The organism is Haloferax sulfurifontis (genome assembly GCF_014635105.1).
Lineage (GTDB): Archaea > Halobacteriota > Halobacteria > Halobacteriales > Haloferacaceae > Haloferax > Haloferax denitrificans.
Genome location: NZ_BMCI01000004.1, coordinates 306730 through 321068, shown reverse-complemented (window position 1 = coordinate 321068; position 14339 = coordinate 306730). Strand labels below are relative to the sequence as shown.

Below are 14339 nucleotides of genomic sequence, written 5' to 3'. Positions count from 1 at the left end.
GCCGGCTCCTGCGGGCGGCCGCTGTCGGTCGATTCGCGGTTATCTGAGCTCTTTCCACTCGCGCCCGCAGTCGCCGCAGATGCGGACCGAGAACACCTCGTCCGGGTCGTTTTTCTTCTTCAGCGACTCGCCGCACTCGGCGCAGGTCAGCCGCCCGTAGGTGTCTTTCTCTAACTCCCCGTCTCGAAGCCCCTTCCGCGTTGTCTTCATACGCTCCCGTTTGTGCAACGAACATAAAAACCCGACGACAGTCCCGTTTTCGTCCCGCACGACGCCCGGCGGTCTCGTTCAGCCGAAACTGTTGTCACCCCGGGGCGCGCGGTGTTGTCCGTGTCACGTGGTCGCCTCTTCGGAACGCTCTGCGGGATGGTGCTACTCGTCAACCTCGCGCGGGTCGTCTTCGCACCGCTTCTCGGGGAGTTCATTCTCTTCTTCGGGGTCGACCGGGCCACCGTCGGCATCGTCGCCACCCTCGTCTGGCTCGGGAGCGCCGTCCTCCGCGTCCCGACCGGCTGGCTCCTCACCCGCGTTCCGAGACACCGCGTGGTGCTCGGGACCGGCGTCGTCCTCGTCGTCGCCTCGGGCGTCACCGCCAGCGCGACCACCGTCGAGACGCTGATGGTCGGCGCGGTCTCGATGGGCCTCGCCTCGGGCGCGTACTTCGTCGCCGCCAACCCGCTCGTGAGCGAGCTGTTCCCCGACCGCGTCGGCCGCGCGATGGGCATCCACGGCACCGCAAGCCAGCTCGCGGCCGTCGGCGTCGCCCCCTTCGTCACGCTCGTCCTCGCGGTCGGCCCCGATCTCGTCGACCGCCTCCCGTTCGTCTCCGCGGCGTGGCAACTCGTCTTCGTCTGCGTCGGGGTCGCGGCCGCCGTCGTGACGCTCGCGCTGTTCGTCACGGCCCGCTCGACGGACCTCCCGGACGCGGGCGCGGCCGACCGCGACCTCCTCGGCGCGGCCCGCACGGAGTGGCGCGTCATCCTCACCGGCATCGTCATCCTCGGGTTCACCGGCTTCGTCTGGCAGGGCCTGTTCAACTTCTACGAGCTGTACATGGTGTCGAAGGGCCTGCCGGCGACGACGGCGCGCAACATGCTGACGGTCATCTTCGGCGCGGGCGTGCCGGCGTTTTTCCTCTCGGGGCGGCTCGCGGACAAGCTCCCGCGCATCCCGTACATCCTCGGCGTGCTCGTCTCCTTCGTCGTCTCGGTGTTCGCCCTCACGATGACGACCAGCCTCGTCGGTCTCGTCGTCGTCACCGCGGTCGTCGGCTACGTCATCCACAGCCTCTTTCCGGCGCTCGACGCCTACCTGCTCGACACGCTCCCCGACGAGAGCCGCGGGAGCGCCTACTCGGTGTACTCGTTCGGCATGATGATATTCCAGGCCAGCGGGTCGGGCGCGGTCGGCACCCTGACCGACTCCGGCTACGCGTTCGACGAGGTGTTCTTCTGGTTCTCGGTCGGGCTGGCGGTCGTCGTCGCGGGCCTCATCGCGTTCCAGCGCGCCGGGCGCATCCCGAACTGAGCGTCTCGGCGGCGGTCGAGCGAAGTCGGCAGACGACTCGGCTCTCGCCGCACTTTTGCTCGCCCGGTCCCACGACCGACACGATGGAGTACGTACAAGAGCGGGTCACGACGCTCCACGACCTCGCCGGTTCGGTCCCCGACGCCCCGACCGACCGCGCCGCCGTGGTCGTGCCGATGACGGAGCGGGAGTACGCCGGCCTCGCCGCCGACCGGGTGCTCTCGACGCTGGAGTCGCTCTCGCCGGCGCGGGTCGTCGTCCCCCTCCGCGCGCCCGCCGACCGGGTCGCCCCGTTCGCCGATTGGCTCGACGAGTACGACCTGCCGCTCGACGTGCTGTGGTGCGACGGCCCCCGCGTCGCCGACCTGCTGGACTCCCACGGCCTCGACGGCGAGCGCGGCAAGGGACGCGACGTGTGGCTCGCGCTCGGCTGTGCCGCCAGCGAGGAGTACGTCGTCGTCCACGACGCGGACACGAAGACCTACGACGGGCGCTACGTCCCGCGGCTCCTGTTCCCGCTGGCCCACGGCCACGACTTCTCGAAGGGCTACTACGCCCGCGTCGAGGAGGGGCGGCTCTACGGCCGGCTGTTCAGGCTGTTTTACGCCCCGCTCGTCCGCGCGCTCGAAGCCGAGACGGACGCCCCAATCGTCCGGTATCTCGACTCGTTTCGGTACGCGCTGGCCGGGGAGTTCGCGGCCACCTCGGACCTCGCGGTGCGGATGCGCTCGCCGCGGAAGTGGGGCCTCGAAGTCGGCACCCTGGGCGACGCTTTCGCCCACGCCGGCTTCGACCGGAGCGCGCAGGTCGACCTCGGCGAGTACGAACACGACCACCGTTCGGTGAGCGGGCCGACCGGCCTCTCGGACATGAGCGAGTCGGTCGGGCGGACGCTCCTCCGGGCGGTCGTCGAACACGGCGGAGACGTCGAGTTCGACACGCTCGCAGAGCGCTACCGCGAGGCCGGACACCGGCTGGTCGAGCAGTACGCGGCCGACGCGGCGTTCAACGGCTTCGACTACGACCGCGGAGACGAGCGCGAGCAGGTCGCCACCTACGCCGATGCCATCTCGAAACCCGGCGCGGACACGCGGCTCCCGGCGTGGACGGACACGACGCTGTCGCCCGACGGGGTGCTCGCCGCCGCGAGCGACGACCTCGACGACGTGCGGGAGGGCGCGGGCCGATGAGCGAGACCACCTACGACGACCTCGCGGGCGTCGTCGACCTCTTCGGCGCGCTCACCCGCGAGGAACTGGAGACCGCGCTCGACGAACTCGCGTTCAAACAGGGCCGCGAGACCGACGACGACGCGCTGTCGGGCGCGATTTCCGACGCGGTCGACGCCTACTACCTCGTCCCCTACGAGGACGACGAGACGGACGCGGAACTCCTGACCGTTGGCCCGATGGCGTTTCCGACGCTCCCCGACCGGGCGGAGGACCTGCCGCACATCCTCGACTACCCGACCCGCGAGGTGCCGCGGGACGAGTTGGCGACGCAGGTCGAATCGCGTCTCCGGGCGGCGGCCGCGAGCGCGGTGCAGACGGGCGACACCGACGAAATCGAGCGTCTGCTGGACGTGACGTACGACCTCGAAGCGTGGGCCGACACCGACGTGGGGTCGATCCGCGAGCGCCTCGACGCCGCGCTGGACGCGGAGGGGCAGGCCTAAGTCGCGGCATCTCTTTACGAATCGTGACGATGGACCTCGCGGGCGTCAGCCGACACGAACCGGTGACCGTCGACGCGGGCCGGCGGGCGGCCGTCATCGCTCCCGTCGTGTTCCGCGACGAGCGGCCGCACATCCTGTTTACCAAGCGCGCCGACCACCTCGGCGAGCATCCGGGCCAGATGAGTTTCCCCGGCGGCGGCCGCGAACCGAGCGACGCCGACCTGCGGGCGACCGCGCTCCGCGAGTCCAACGAGGAAATCGGGCTCCGACCCGAGGAGGCTGATTTCCACGGTCGACTCGACGACATCCTCACCGTGACCGACTACTCCGTCTCGCCGTTCGTCGCCACGGTGCCCGACCGCGCGTACGAACCCGACCGGCGCGAGGTGGCCGAAATCGCGGTGCTCGCGGTCGACGACCTGACCGACCGCGCGAACTACGAGTCGGAGCGCCGCGACCACCCGCAGTACGGCGAGATTCGGCTCCACTTCTTCCACGTCGACGGCTACACCGTCTGGGGCGCGACCGGGCGGATGCTCGTGCAACTGCTCGAACTCACGACCGACTGGCGCGTCCCCGAGGAGGTCGACCGCGTGGTCGACCCCGACGCCGACTACCCGGTGTAGTGCCCCTCGGCGCGCGCCGACCCGGCGCAGTCACTCACGGCGTCTGAATCAGTTCCGAAAAACAGCGTCGTCGACGTCGCTCCCGTTTCTCCCTGCCTGTTCCCTGTCTGTTCCGGCCCGCGTGTACCCCCTCAGCCGAGGAGGTACTTGAGCGCGGGGCGCTGGCGGACGAACTCCATCTTCTCGATGATGGCGTCGAGGCCGAGGATGCGGCCCGCCGCGAGCGTCCCGACGATGGCGAACATCAGCAGCCCGAACAGGTCGCCGTTGACCACGCCGTGGCCCCAATCGGCGTTCCCGAGGTAGAAGAACACCATCAGGACGCCGCCGAAGAAGGCGGCGAGCCGGACGAGCGCACCCACGATGAGCCCGAGACCGATGAGGAACTCGCCCCACGGAACCATGATGTTCGTGAGGTCGAGGAGCCACGGGGTCGCGGCGGCCCACGCGAAGAAGCCCTGTAGGGGCGAGGCGGCGGGGGCGTTCGCGAGGTAGCCCGCGGCGCTGAACGCCTCGCCGGTCAGCTTCCCCCAACCCGCGTGGAGGAACCAGTAGCCGGTGATGAGGCGGGTCAACACGAGCACGTAGCCCGTGATACCCCGCGAGTAGTCGAAGTCCATTCTGTTCCCCAGCATCTCGATTTGTGCGTTAGCGGGCATCTCGGTTCACCTTACATCTGAATCGTCGGCCGCGAACCCCATATAACGACGACGCGATTTCCGAATCCATAGAACTGGGAATGACCGAAAACGGGCGTTTGAGACTGTCACGATTCGCTTTCGAATACTAATCGGAGTTCAGAATTGTGTCCTGAATACAATCGTGTTGGTACGCCGGTGGACACGGCGGTCTCTCGCAGTGAGACCGGCTGACACGCGCTTCGGAGCCGCTCGCCGTCGCGCCGACACGGGCTATATAAACACCGCCGCGGCGAGCCAGCATCGCCGTCATCGACAGGGTTTTGGCCTCCTCCGCGCTACTCGTTCTCACATGGTCGCACAGACGATGGATCGCGTTCCGCGACGGTACTGAAATTTCTGTGGTGATAGTATGCTGACCGCCGAGCGCGCGGTCTCGAAGGCCGGTCTGGACGCAGTCGCACTCAAGCCCGCCGAGTGCGACGTGCGCGAGGCGCTTTCGGTCCCGCTCGACGTCGTCGCAATCGACTACGAGGGCCGCGAGCGACTCCCCGACGAGGACGTGTTGCGCGAGCTCGCGGCCGAAAAGGAGGTCCGGCTGACCACGCCGGTCCGCGCCGACGGCTTCGACCCGCTCGGCGACGACTCGCTGTACGAGTGGCTCCCGGACGGGATTCGGCAGGTGCTCGTAGCCGGCCACGGCGCGTACCTGACCGACGACGAAGCGCGTCGCGCGGTCGCCCCGCGTCTCCGCGCCGCGAGAGAGCGTGCGCCCGACGCGTGGGTCGGCACAGAAGGCGTCGAGCGAATCGCTCTCGCCGCCGGCGGCACGCAGTACGAACTCCTCTCGCGGTCGACCCGAAGGGACGTGCGAGCGCTCCGGGCGGCCGGCTTCGACGGCGAGGTCGCGGTCTACGCCCCGACCGTCCTCACCGCCGACGACGACGAGATTCTCGACGCCGTCGGCGCGTACGTCTCCCGTCGCCGCCCCGTCGCTCGCGCGCTCCCCGACGACGCCGCGACCGACGCCTCGGCCGAGGGTCGCGCCCGTGAGGTGCTCCTGAAAGCCTCGCGCGACTACGCGCTCATCGGCTCCGTGGCCGACGTGCGCCGGCGCGTCGACGACCTCCGCGACGCCGGTATCGACCTCGTGGTCGGCTACCCCGCCCGCGGCGTCGACGAGTTCGCCGAGTAAGTCGTCGTTCTCTTCGTCTTCCTGCATCGTCCGCGTCGGCCGCGCCGCCCGCGTCGCATGTCCTCATCTCCCGCGTCCTCGCCACCGACACCGGAGGCCTTTTAGGTGGTCGCCGGAGAGGACAGGTGACGGCACGGTCGGGTGGCTCCTTTCGGACCCACGTGGTTTCCACGCGGGCCACGGCCGGCCGACCTACCCCGTCTCTCTACAATCCTGAGCGACCGCGCCGCGCGGGGCTCGACCACTCCAACGACCGGCGAGCAACTGCCATTCAAGTCGCTCGCCGACGCAGACGGGGTATGAACGAATCGGCGCGCGTCGCGGTCGTCGGCGCGGGCGCGGTCGGACTGACGACCGCCTTCGACCTCGCCGAGCGCGGGGCGCGGGTCACGCTGTTCGAACGCGACGCGCCCGGCGGCGGGTCGACGAGCCGCGCCGCCGGCATCTGTTACGACGCCTACGCCGAGGACATCGACGTGGCCGTCGCCGATAGCGCGATGGCCCGGTTCCGGCGTCTCTCGGGCGAGGGCGAGTTCGCCTTCCACGAGACGCCGTACGTCTTCCTCGCGCGCGAGGGCGACGACGCGGCGGCCGCGGCGCTCGAAGAATCGGTCGAGCGAATGCGCGTCCACGACCGCGCGGTGTCGCTCGTCGACGCCGACGAACTGGCCGACCGGTTCCCGATTCGGACCGACGACGTGCTCCTCGCCGGCGTCGCCGAGAACGCCGGTTGGGCCGACCCCGCGGCCTACGTGGACCTGTTCGTCGGGAAGTGCGAGGCGGCCGGCGTCGAGTTCCGCGTCGGCGACGCGGTGTCGCTCCGGGCCGACCCGCCGGGCGTCGCCGTCGACGACGCGGTGACCGCCCGCTTCGACGCCGTCGTCGTCGCGGCCGGCGTCCACTCGCGCCGCCTGCTCGCCGACGCCGGCCACCCCATCGCGCTCAAGCCGTACCGGGCGCAGGCGCTCGTCGCCGACTGCGACTACCGCGGGCCGACCGTCTACGACGCGACAGAGGAGTCGTACCTGCGGCCGCACCCCGCCGGTGTCCTCGCCGGCGACGGCGTCGAACCGGTCGAACCCGACCCCGACGACTGGGACCCGACCGCGGACGACTGGTTCGTCGCCGACGCCCTCGACGCGGTTCGACACCGGACGGCGGGCGGCGACGCGGGCGAGTCGGGGGGAGGCGGGTCGACCGAACCCGAGCTCGACCGCGCGTGGGCCGGCCTCTGCGGGGCGACCCCGGACCGCAACCCGCTGGTCGGCGCGGTCGCCGAGGGCGTCTACGTCGCCGCCGGCTGGCACGGCCACGGCTTCATGTGGGCACCGGCAATCGGCGAACGACTCGCCGAGGTGGTGCTCGGCGATAGTCAGGAGTCCATTCCCGGCGCGTTCGACCCCCGTCGCTTCGACGGCGACGAGGAGTTCGCGGTGGTCGAAGGGATGGCGCTCGACGGCGACTAGCGCGAAAAGGGGATGCGTCGAGCGCGTCGCGTCCGAAACTGAACCTCAGGCGTCTTGGTCGTCCACGTCGCCGAAGTCGACGTCGTCGTCGGCCTCGGACTCGGTGTCGGTGTCGGTGTCGGCCTCGCCTTCGTCTTCCTCCTCGGTCACGGCGATGTCGCTCGCGCGCTCGTCCTTGGGAATCCGAATCTGGAGCGTGCCGTTCTTGCCGACCGTGGCGGTTCCCTCGGCGGCTTCGACCGCGGCGTCGGAGGGGATGGTCGCCTTCCCCGAGAGCGTGAGACCGCGGCCGGGGAAGCGCATCTCGTAGCCCTCGTGGAAGTCGCGGAAGCGGTCGATGCGAATCTCGACTTCGCCGTCGAGGAAGCGGACCTGCACGTCCTCGGCGCGCGCGCCGGGCGCGTCGAAGACGACGAGGTAGGCGTCCTCGGATTCGAGCAGGTCGTGGGCCAGCGGCTTGCGCTCTTGCATCTGGCTGACGCCGCGGCCGACCCGTTCGAGGACGGCGTTCGCCGCCGACTCGCCGAACTTCCGCAGGTCGCTCATAGCTGAATCTCCTCCAGGTCGCGGGACTCGCCGCAGTACGGACAGGAGAAGTCCGCCACCGTCACGTCGTCGGGCATGTCGTAGGTGTAGTGCATCTCGAACATGTCGAGTTCGCAGTCCTCGTTGGCGCACTTGACTTCGAGGGTCGCGGGCATGGCCGTCAGTTACGCTCCCACGCTCATAAACGCGCGGGAGGCGGAAGCGCCCCCACGACGCGGCGCGGGGCCGCGACCGCCGACCGGTTGCGTTTTCCGCGTCGAACCCGAACCGCGACCGATGACCGACCCCGCCGACCTCACCGTGACTATCGTCGACGGATACGTCGACGAGCCGGCGCACTTCGGCGTGCCGCCGTACATCTCGACGTATCCGAGGTTCACCGCGGGTGCGGTGGTCGACGCGGGCGTCCCCGAGTCCAACGTCGTCTACCACACCATCGACGAACTCCGCGAGGACAGACAGAAGTGGCGCGACGTGGCCGACGCCGACCTCATGATTTACATCGGCGGCATGACCGTCCCCGGCAAGTACGTCGGCGGGACGCCCGCCGAGCCAGACGAGGTGCGCGAACTCGCGTGGGTCGCCGAGGGAACCGCTCTGATGGGCGGGCCGATTCGCTTCGGCGTCGGCGACGAGAACGCCGGCGGCCAGGACATGGAGCGCAAGAACCTCGACTACGACTTCGTCGCCAAAGGCGACATCGAGGCGGCCGCCTACGACCTCGTCGACTCCGGGCTCGAAGGTTTCGGCAACCGCATGCGCGACAACGAGGAACTCGACCGCTGGGCCGCCACGGGCGCGTTCGTGGTCGAACAGCACCCGAACCACCCCGACCATCTCATCTGCGAGATGGAGACCTCGCGGGGCTGTGCCTACCGCTGTTCGTTCTGTACCGAACCGCTGTACGGCAACCCCGCGTTCCGCACCGCCGACTCCGTCGTCAAGGAGGTCGAGAACCTCTACGACCGCGGCGCGCGACACTTCCGACTCGGCCGGCAGGCCGACATCCTCGCGTTCGGTGGCGACGGCGAAGCTCCGAACCCCGACGCGCTCCGCCGGCTCTACGGCGGCATCCGCGAGGTCGCGCCGGACCTCGGTACGCTCCACCTCGACAACGTCAACCCCATCACCATCGTCGGCTGGCCCGAGAAGTCCCGCGAGGCGCTCCGCATCATCGCCGAGCACAACACGGCGGGCGACACCGCGGCGTTCGGCCTCGAATCCGCCGACCCGCTGGTCCAAGAGGAGAACAACCTCAACGTCTCCGCCGACGAGTGCTTCGAGGCGGTCAAAATCGTCAACGAGGTCGCCGGCTGGCGGCCCGGCGATGACCCCGCGGACGCGCCGACCCACGGTTCGGACGCCGCGAACCGCCTGCCGAAGCTCCTCCCCGGCATCAACCTCCTCCACGGGCTGAAAGGCGAGCGCGAGGAGACGTTCGAGCACAACAAGCGGTTCCTCCAGCGCGTCTACGACGAGGGCCTCATGGTCCGCCGCATCAACATCCGGCAGGTGATGGCGTTCGACGGCACCGACATGTCCGACACGGGTGCCGACATCGCCCGCGACCACAAACAGCTGTTCAAGACGTACAAAAAGGAGGTCCGCGAGGAGATCGACCGCCCGATGCTCCGCCGGGTCGCCCCCGCGGGCACGGTCCTCCCGAACGTCCACCTCGAATACCATCAGGACGGCCGGACGTTCGGCCGCCAGCTCGGTACCTACCCGCTTCTGGTGGGAATCCCGGGCGAGCGCGAACTCGGGAAGACAATCGACGTCGCCGTCGTCGACCACGGCTACCGCTCCGTCACCGGCGTTCCCTACCCGCTTGACTTCAACGAGGCGTCGATGGACGAACTCACCGCCATCCCCGGCATCGGTCGCTCGACCGCCGGCGACATCGTGGTGAACCGCCCCTACGCCGACGCCGCCGACGTGGGCGTCGACGCCGACGTGACGAAGTACGTTCAGTAGCGCGTCCAGCCCTCGAAACGCCGTTCTTCACCTGCAACCGCGCTCTCCCTCCGCGCTCGGAATATCCGCCGTGTTCACTCGCAAGCGTGGTGCGTCGTTCACTTGCAGTCGTGGTCTGTCGGTGTGGGGTGACTCTCGTCGAGCGAGCGGTATCGAACCGCGAAAAGAGCGCCGTCAGAAGTCGTCTTCGACGACTTCGCCGACGGCGAAGTTAGACTTGACTTCGGTGATTTCGACTTTCACGCGCTCGCCGACTTCGGTGCCGGGGACGATGATGACGTAGCCGCGTTCGACGCGGGCGATGCCGTCGCCCTGCTTGCCGATGTCCTCGATTTCGACGTAGCGGAGTTCGCCGGCTTCGACGGGCGGTTGCGGCTCGTTCGTGGGCGTCGGTCCGGCGTTCGGTTCGGACTCGGCGGGGTCGTTCGATTCGCGGGAGATGAGCGCGACGCGGTACGTCTCGCCGGGTTCGACGGTCCCGGTCTCGACCTCGCGGCGCGGAATTTCGACGACGTAACGGTCGTCCTCGGTGCGAACGTCAGCATTGAACAGACACAGGAGTTTATCTGAGATTTCCACCGTAAGACCTCCAATATGTGGTCAGGCCGGAGTGTTAAAGATGTACCGCAGTCAGCGGATTCGACTACTGAACCCGCGTCCCGTCGGGCCGTTTCGCGCCCTCGGAGTCGTGGACGACGACCTCGCCCGGACCGGTCTCGACCGGCTCGTAGGCCTCGGTGACGCCCCGCGCCTCGCGGAGCTCTCGAATCGCCCGCTCTTTCAGCGCCCGCGCCAGTTCCTCCGCGTCCTCCCGGGAGATGTCCCGCCCGAGACCCTCGCACTCGTGGGCGCGGACGACGCCCTCCTCGTCGACGGTCTCGCCCATCGGCTGGCTCGTGCCGCCGAGGGCGACGCTGAACGGGTAGGTCTCACAGATGAGCGGGCGGTCCTCGTGGACCTGACAGGCACCCCGTCCGTCGTCGTCTTCCTCGTAGAAGCGGCAGTCGCCGCAGGCGGTCGTCTGGAGCGCCCACTCGAACGTCTCGCCCTCGGGGCCGTCGTCGCCCTCGGCGAGGCCGTAGGGCATCGGGCGGGCCACGTCTCGCCACTCCATCGGGTCCGGTTCGGCGTCCTGCAGGGCGCGCACCTCGTCGGGGAAGACGGTCGCGGTGTGCGGTTCGGGGCCGTCGTCGCCCTCGTAGCCCTTACAGCAGGCCCCACAGCGCGTGCACTCGAAGCCGATGGACTCGATGGCGTCGGCGAGTTCCGACACGTCGAGGTCGCGGGCGCGGGCCAGTTCGGCGTCGAGGTCCATACTCGCGATGCGGGCGCGAGCCCAAAGAGGGGCGCGGTTTTCGCGGGAGCGCGGACCTCATATCGGCGGGGTCTCTACCGCGGTTCGACCCGCTCCGCGTCGGGGTCCCAGCGGACCCGACGCTCGGCGGCCAGTTTCTCGATATGCGCGACGACCGTCGCGCGGGCGAGGTCGCGCACTGCCGAGACGTCCTTGTCGTAGGCGGCGTCGGTCACGGCGTCGGGCGTCGCGTTCCCGGCGCGCACCGCGTCGAGGACGGCCCGCTCGCGATCGTTTCGGTGCGCGACGAGTCGCGCGAGCGTCGCCCGCGGGTCCGTGATTTCGGGGCCGTGACCCGGAAGCAGTCGCTCGGGGCCGCGCGCGTGGAGTCGCCTGAGCGCGACGAGGTAGGCGCGAACGTCTCCCTCGGGCGCGCCCACGACGACGCTCCCCTCGGCGACCGCGAGGTCGCCGCAGAGGAGGGCGTCGCCGGCGACGAAACTCACGTGGTCGCGGGCGTGCCCCGGCGTGTCGAGCACGCCGACGCCCGCGCCGACGGGGAGGGTCGACCCCTCGGCGAACGTCCGGTCGGGTTCGACCCCGGTCGCGTCCGAGAAGGCGCGCTCGCGGCCGCGGCGACACCAGACCGTCGCGTCGGTCTCGCGGGCGTAGGCGGCGACCGCGCCGACGTGGTCCGGGTGGGTGTGGGTGACCGCGAGGTGGTCGATATCCTCGCGTGCGGCGAGGTCGTCGAGGTCGTCGGTGCGGGCCGCGGGGTCGACGAGCAGGCTGTCGCCGCCGTCGGCGACGAGGTAAGCGTTCGTCGCGCCGGTCGGCGCGCGGGTGGCGACGGGAACGGAGACGCGCGTGACGTGCATGGCGGCGGCTACGCTCGCCGATTAGTTAGGTAGTTCGAGAGAAGTGGTGGCTTGGTCTGCGGGAGTGCGCCCCCGCGGGCGGTGGTCTGTCGCGCTATCGGTGGACCGCGCGCTTACGTGTTGAGGAAGTAGACCTGCTTTCGCGCGTCCTTGAAGGAGTAGCGCGAGCCGACGAGGTCGGACTCTTCGAGACGGTTGAGCGCGTAGCGGACGGTGCGGTCCGGCAGCAGCGACTCCTCGGCGAGCTGGCCCTGCGAGAGGGGCGCGTCGCTTTCGAGGACTTTTGCGACGAGCTTCGCGCTCGGGGGAAGCTCGCGGAGGCGCTCTCGGAACTCGGCTTCCGAGAGCAGGTCTTCAGTATCTGGCTCTGCAGAGGTGGTGCTCATACCCGTCACAGGCGGTTGCTCCGTGTTAAGGGTTAGCTACAAGTGTGTGAAAAGAATCCAGACACATAATACACATATTAATATCGTGCGTTTGTTGGAAAATCGGCCGAGAGTAGGCGTCTCACTCCACGTTTCGCATCGTATCGACCGACGGAGTGCCGAGTCGATAGCTCCCGAGCGGCGCGTGACAGCCCGGACAGTGGACGACGAGCCACCCCTCGCTGACGTGCCGTGTTAACGCGTCGGCCTCGCAGGTCTCCCCACAGCTTTTGCATGTTGGCATACCACACGATACGCGCTCAGCGGACGAAAACCTCACTCCAACCGCTCGCCGGACCCCGCTACCGCACCGCGTATCCAGTACCGTTTTACCGTCCCCCCCGCGACTATGCGTAGCGTGAAAGGAAAGGAGTGGTACCAGGCCGACGAGGTCGCCCAGGAGTACGACTCGAAGCGGTTCTCCAAGGGCGGTCGGCTCATCGACCGGCGAGAGAAGGAGGCGGTCCTCGCGGCGCTCGGTCCCGTCGAGGACAAGAACATCCTCGAAATCGCCTGCGGGACCGGCCGGTTCACCGTGATGCTCGCCCAGGAGGGGGCGAACGTCGTCGGACTGGACATCTCGCGGGCGATGATGGTACAGGGCCGGGAGAAGGCTCGCAGGGCGGGGGTCGCCGACCGCATCGAGTTCCTCCGCGGCGACGCGGCGCGACTGCCGTTCCCGGACGACCACTTCGACGCGGTGTTCGCGATGCGGTTTTTCCACCTCGCGGACACCCCGGCGAAGTTCTTAGCCGAGATGGCCCGCGTCTCGAAAGGGCAGGTGTTTTTCGACACCTTCAACGACGGGAGCCTCCGGGTGGCCTACAACTGGTTGCTCCCGATGGGCTCGCGGCTCTACTCGGAGGGTGACGTGCGGCGACTGCTCGGCGACGCCGGCCTCGACCTCGCGGGTGCGAACCACGACTTCGTCATCCCGTTCGGCTTCTACCGGAAGGTCCCCAACGGAATCGCACAGCCGTTCCGTTCGCTCGACCTCGCCGTCGGCGACTCGCCGGTCGGCGACGACCTCGCGTCCGTGTCGTACTGGAACGCGCGGGTCGAATCCGCCGACGAATCGTCCCGCGCGGCGACGCGGGCGAGCGACGCCGAGTGAGGCGTTCTCACGGCAGATTTTAACACGGTTCTCGATTCACATTTAAGTACGTCCACCGCAACTGTCGGGTATGGACCTCTCGGTTGTGCTCCCGACGCTCAACGGTCGGGACCGGCTCGCCACCAGCCTCGACGCGCTGGCCGAGCACGCCCCCGACGCGGAAGTCGTCGTCGTCAACGGTCCCTCCGCCGACGGCACGACCGGGATGGTGAGAGAGCGCGACGACGTGGACGTGCTGGTCGAAATCTCGGACCGCAACCTCAACGTCGCCCGAAACGCCGGCCTCGAAGTCGCCGACGGCGACGTGGTGGCACTCCTTCGGTACGACCTCTCCGTCGAGTCGTCGTGGCTGTCGGCGCTCGAAGCCGGCATCGCCGACGCCGACGTGGTCACCGGGCCGATGCACCAGACGCTCCGCAACGGCATGACGACCGAGTCCCTCGAACGGAACGCCATCGGCGGCCGCACGGTGACGTACTTCAACGGCGGCAACGTCGCGTTCCGCCGCGGGGCCATCGACGCCCTCGACGGCTTCGACGAGTACCTCCAGACGGGCGGCGCGCGCGACGCGGCCCACCGGCTCGCCGGCTTCGACCGCTCCGTCGCGTGGGCACCCGAGATGTGCGTCCGCCGCGAGTTCGAGGCCGACGGCGGCGTCTCCGAGCGCGACTGGGGCTGGAAGTACCGCTCTCTGACCTATCGACTCGTGAAGAACTACGGCGTCAGACCCGGGACCGTCACGCGGACGGCGAAACACGCGGTTTCGGACGGCGTCGGCGCCGCCCTCGGCGTCGTGAAAGGCGACGTGACGCCGTCGGGGTGGGCGGGAACCGGCCGCGACGTGCTCGGCGGTATCGCCACGGGCGTCTCCGACGGGTTGGTCGCCCGCGCCCGCGACCGAACCCGCACGCGGAACCCCCACGGCCGGTCGAAGCGCGCCGACCGCGCCGTCGCCCGATACGACCGGCGCTGACTCTCTTC

General features: G+C 69.2%; 18 protein-coding genes. 9 read left to right on the top strand and 9 right to left on the bottom strand.

Annotated features, from left to right (window positions below; all coding sequences use genetic code 11):
• Positions 1–39 precede the first annotated feature (39 nt).
• Positions 40–210 (bottom strand): HVO_0758 family zinc finger protein, encoded by a 171-nt coding sequence (locus tag IEV64_RS13165; RefSeq protein WP_004971268.1) that lies wholly within the window; start codon positions 208–210, stop codon positions 40–42.
• A gap of 156 nt (positions 211–366) precedes the next feature.
• Here IEV64_RS13165 and IEV64_RS13160 point away from each other — a divergent pair, with 156 nt between their 5' ends.
• The 4 genes from IEV64_RS13160 (at position 367) to IEV64_RS13145 (ending at position 3828) form a co-directional block, all read left to right on the top strand.
• Entirely contained in the window at positions 367–1527 is a 1161-nt protein-coding gene (locus tag IEV64_RS13160; RefSeq protein WP_188424114.1) for an MFS transporter, read from the top strand.
• 83 nt (positions 1528–1610) lie between these two features.
• A complete protein-coding gene (locus IEV64_RS13155) occupies positions 1611–2717 on the top strand; it encodes a glycosyltransferase family protein (RefSeq protein WP_007275161.1) in 1107 nt (368 codons plus the stop codon).
• Positions 2714–3202, top strand: coding sequence for a DUF7109 family protein (locus IEV64_RS13150; protein WP_007275160.1), 489 nt, complete (start codon positions 2714–2716; stop codon positions 3200–3202). Before IEV64_RS13155 ends, IEV64_RS13150 begins: the two co-directional genes overlap by 4 nt.
• Positions 3203–3231: 29 nt before the next feature.
• A complete protein-coding gene (locus IEV64_RS13145) occupies positions 3232–3828 on the top strand; it encodes an NUDIX hydrolase (protein WP_004971264.1) in 597 nt (198 codons plus the stop codon).
• A 131-nt stretch (positions 3829–3959) separates the two neighbouring features.
• On the opposite strand, the gene IEV64_RS13140 is transcribed toward IEV64_RS13145, so the two are convergent.
• Positions 3960–4448, bottom strand: a complete 489-nt coding sequence (locus tag IEV64_RS13140; protein WP_188424113.1) for a DoxX family protein — start codon at positions 4446–4448, stop codon at positions 3960–3962.
• Positions 4449–4878: 430 nt separating this feature from the next.
• Here IEV64_RS13140 and IEV64_RS13135 point away from each other — a divergent pair, with 430 nt between their 5' ends.
• Both IEV64_RS13135 and IEV64_RS13130 read left to right on the top strand, forming a co-directional pair.
• On the top strand, positions 4879–5661 hold the full coding sequence (locus tag IEV64_RS13135; protein WP_188424057.1) for a DUF7388 family protein: 783 nt from the start codon (positions 4879–4881) through the stop codon (positions 5659–5661).
• Between the two features lie 299 nt (positions 5662–5960).
• Positions 5961–7127 (top strand): NAD(P)/FAD-dependent oxidoreductase, encoded by a 1167-nt coding sequence (locus IEV64_RS13130; protein WP_188424056.1) that lies wholly within the window; start codon positions 5961–5963, stop codon positions 7125–7127.
• Between the two features lie 45 nt (positions 7128–7172).
• Here the strand turns inward: IEV64_RS13130 and IEV64_RS13125 are convergent, their stop codons facing one another.
• Together IEV64_RS13125 and IEV64_RS13120 are read right to left on the bottom strand one after the other, a co-directional pair.
• Positions 7173–7673, bottom strand: coding sequence for an Hsp20/alpha crystallin family protein (locus IEV64_RS13125; protein WP_188424055.1), 501 nt, complete (start codon positions 7671–7673; stop codon positions 7173–7175).
• Positions 7670–7828: a DUF7559 family protein gene (locus IEV64_RS13120; protein ID WP_004971259.1), complete on the bottom strand. Its 159-nt coding sequence runs from the start codon at positions 7826–7828 to the stop codon at positions 7670–7672. The genes IEV64_RS13125 and IEV64_RS13120 overlap by 4 nt, the downstream gene beginning before the upstream one ends.
• Before the next feature lie 121 nt (positions 7829–7949).
• Here IEV64_RS13120 and IEV64_RS13115 point away from each other — a divergent pair, with 121 nt between their 5' ends.
• Positions 7950–9647, top strand: coding sequence for a radical SAM protein (locus IEV64_RS13115; protein ID WP_007275155.1), 1698 nt, complete (start codon positions 7950–7952; stop codon positions 9645–9647).
• Between the two features lie 174 nt (positions 9648–9821).
• Here IEV64_RS13115 and IEV64_RS13110 read toward each other — a convergent pair whose 3' ends face one another.
• The 5 genes from IEV64_RS13110 to IEV64_RS13090 form a co-directional block, all read right to left on the bottom strand.
• Complete coding sequence (locus IEV64_RS13110) at positions 9822–10226, bottom strand: TRAM domain-containing protein (RefSeq protein WP_004971256.1); 405 nt, start codon at positions 10224–10226, stop codon at positions 9822–9824.
• A 64-nt stretch (positions 10227–10290) separates the two neighbouring features.
• Positions 10291–10962 (bottom strand): YkgJ family cysteine cluster protein, encoded by a 672-nt coding sequence (locus IEV64_RS13105; RefSeq protein ID WP_188424054.1) that lies wholly within the window; start codon positions 10960–10962, stop codon positions 10291–10293.
• 74 nt (positions 10963–11036) lie between these two features.
• Positions 11037–11819: an MBL fold metallo-hydrolase gene (locus IEV64_RS13100; RefSeq protein WP_188424053.1), complete on the bottom strand. Its 783-nt coding sequence runs from the start codon at positions 11817–11819 to the stop codon at positions 11037–11039.
• 113 nt (positions 11820–11932) lie between these two features.
• Positions 11933–12205 carry a winged helix-turn-helix domain-containing protein gene (locus tag IEV64_RS13095; RefSeq protein WP_004971253.1) on the bottom strand — a complete coding sequence of 91 codons (273 nt, stop codon included), beginning with the start codon at positions 12203–12205 and terminating at the stop codon, positions 11933–11935.
• 121 nt (positions 12206–12326) lie between these two features.
• Positions 12327–12488 carry a hypothetical protein gene (locus IEV64_RS13090; protein ID WP_007275152.1) on the bottom strand — a complete coding sequence of 54 codons (162 nt, stop codon included), beginning with the start codon at positions 12486–12488 and terminating at the stop codon, positions 12327–12329.
• Positions 12489–12602: 114 nt separating this feature from the next.
• On the opposite strand from IEV64_RS13090, the gene IEV64_RS13085 reads away from it, so the two are divergent.
• Both IEV64_RS13085 and IEV64_RS13080 read left to right on the top strand, forming a co-directional pair.
• Positions 12603–13358: a class I SAM-dependent methyltransferase gene (locus IEV64_RS13085; protein ID WP_004971251.1), complete on the top strand. Its 756-nt coding sequence runs from the start codon at positions 12603–12605 to the stop codon at positions 13356–13358.
• Positions 13359–13428: 70 nt separating this feature from the next.
• Entirely contained in the window at positions 13429–14331 is a 903-nt protein-coding gene (locus tag IEV64_RS13080; protein ID WP_007275151.1) for a glycosyltransferase family 2 protein, read from the top strand.
• Positions 14332–14339 lie beyond the last annotated feature (8 nt).

Excerpts from the sequence above, each read along its gene's own strand:
- IEV64_RS13165 (WP_004971268.1), bottom strand. The coding sequence starts at position 210 with ATGAAGACAACGCGGAAGGGGCTTCGAGACGGGGAGTTAGAGAAAGAC.
- IEV64_RS13160 (WP_188424114.1), top strand. The coding sequence starts at position 367 with ATGGTGCTACTCGTCAACCTCGCGCGGGTCGTCTTCGCACCGCTTCTC.
- IEV64_RS13155 (WP_007275161.1), top strand. The coding sequence starts at position 1,611 with ATGGAGTACGTACAAGAGCGGGTCACGACGCTCCACGACCTCGCCGGT.
- IEV64_RS13150 (WP_007275160.1), top strand. The coding sequence starts at position 2,714 with ATGAGCGAGACCACCTACGACGACCTCGCGGGCGTCGTCGACCTCTTC.
- IEV64_RS13145 (WP_004971264.1), top strand. The coding sequence starts at position 3,232 with ATGGACCTCGCGGGCGTCAGCCGACACGAACCGGTGACCGTCGACGCG.
- IEV64_RS13140 (WP_188424113.1), bottom strand. The coding sequence starts at position 4,448 with ATGGACTTCGACTACTCGCGGGGTATCACGGGCTACGTGCTCGTGTTG.
- IEV64_RS13135 (WP_188424057.1), top strand. The coding sequence starts at position 4,879 with ATGCTGACCGCCGAGCGCGCGGTCTCGAAGGCCGGTCTGGACGCAGTC.
- IEV64_RS13130 (WP_188424056.1), top strand. The coding sequence starts at position 5,961 with ATGAACGAATCGGCGCGCGTCGCGGTCGTCGGCGCGGGCGCGGTCGGA.
- IEV64_RS13125 (WP_188424055.1), bottom strand. The coding sequence starts at position 7,673 with ATGAGCGACCTGCGGAAGTTCGGCGAGTCGGCGGCGAACGCCGTCCTC.
- IEV64_RS13120 (WP_004971259.1), bottom strand. The coding sequence starts at position 7,828 with ATGCCCGCGACCCTCGAAGTCAAGTGCGCCAACGAGGACTGCGAACTC.
- IEV64_RS13115 (WP_007275155.1), top strand. The coding sequence starts at position 7,950 with ATGACCGACCCCGCCGACCTCACCGTGACTATCGTCGACGGATACGTC.
- IEV64_RS13105 (WP_188424054.1), bottom strand. The coding sequence starts at position 10,962 with ATGGACCTCGACGCCGAACTGGCCCGCGCCCGCGACCTCGACGTGTCG.
- IEV64_RS13100 (WP_188424053.1), bottom strand. The coding sequence starts at position 11,819 with ATGCACGTCACGCGCGTCTCCGTTCCCGTCGCCACCCGCGCGCCGACC.
- IEV64_RS13095 (WP_004971253.1), bottom strand. The coding sequence starts at position 12,205 with ATGAGCACCACCTCTGCAGAGCCAGATACTGAAGACCTGCTCTCGGAA.
- IEV64_RS13090 (WP_007275152.1), bottom strand. The coding sequence starts at position 12,488 with ATGCCAACATGCAAAAGCTGTGGGGAGACCTGCGAGGCCGACGCGTTA.
- IEV64_RS13080 (WP_007275151.1), top strand. The coding sequence starts at position 13,429 with ATGGACCTCTCGGTTGTGCTCCCGACGCTCAACGGTCGGGACCGGCTC.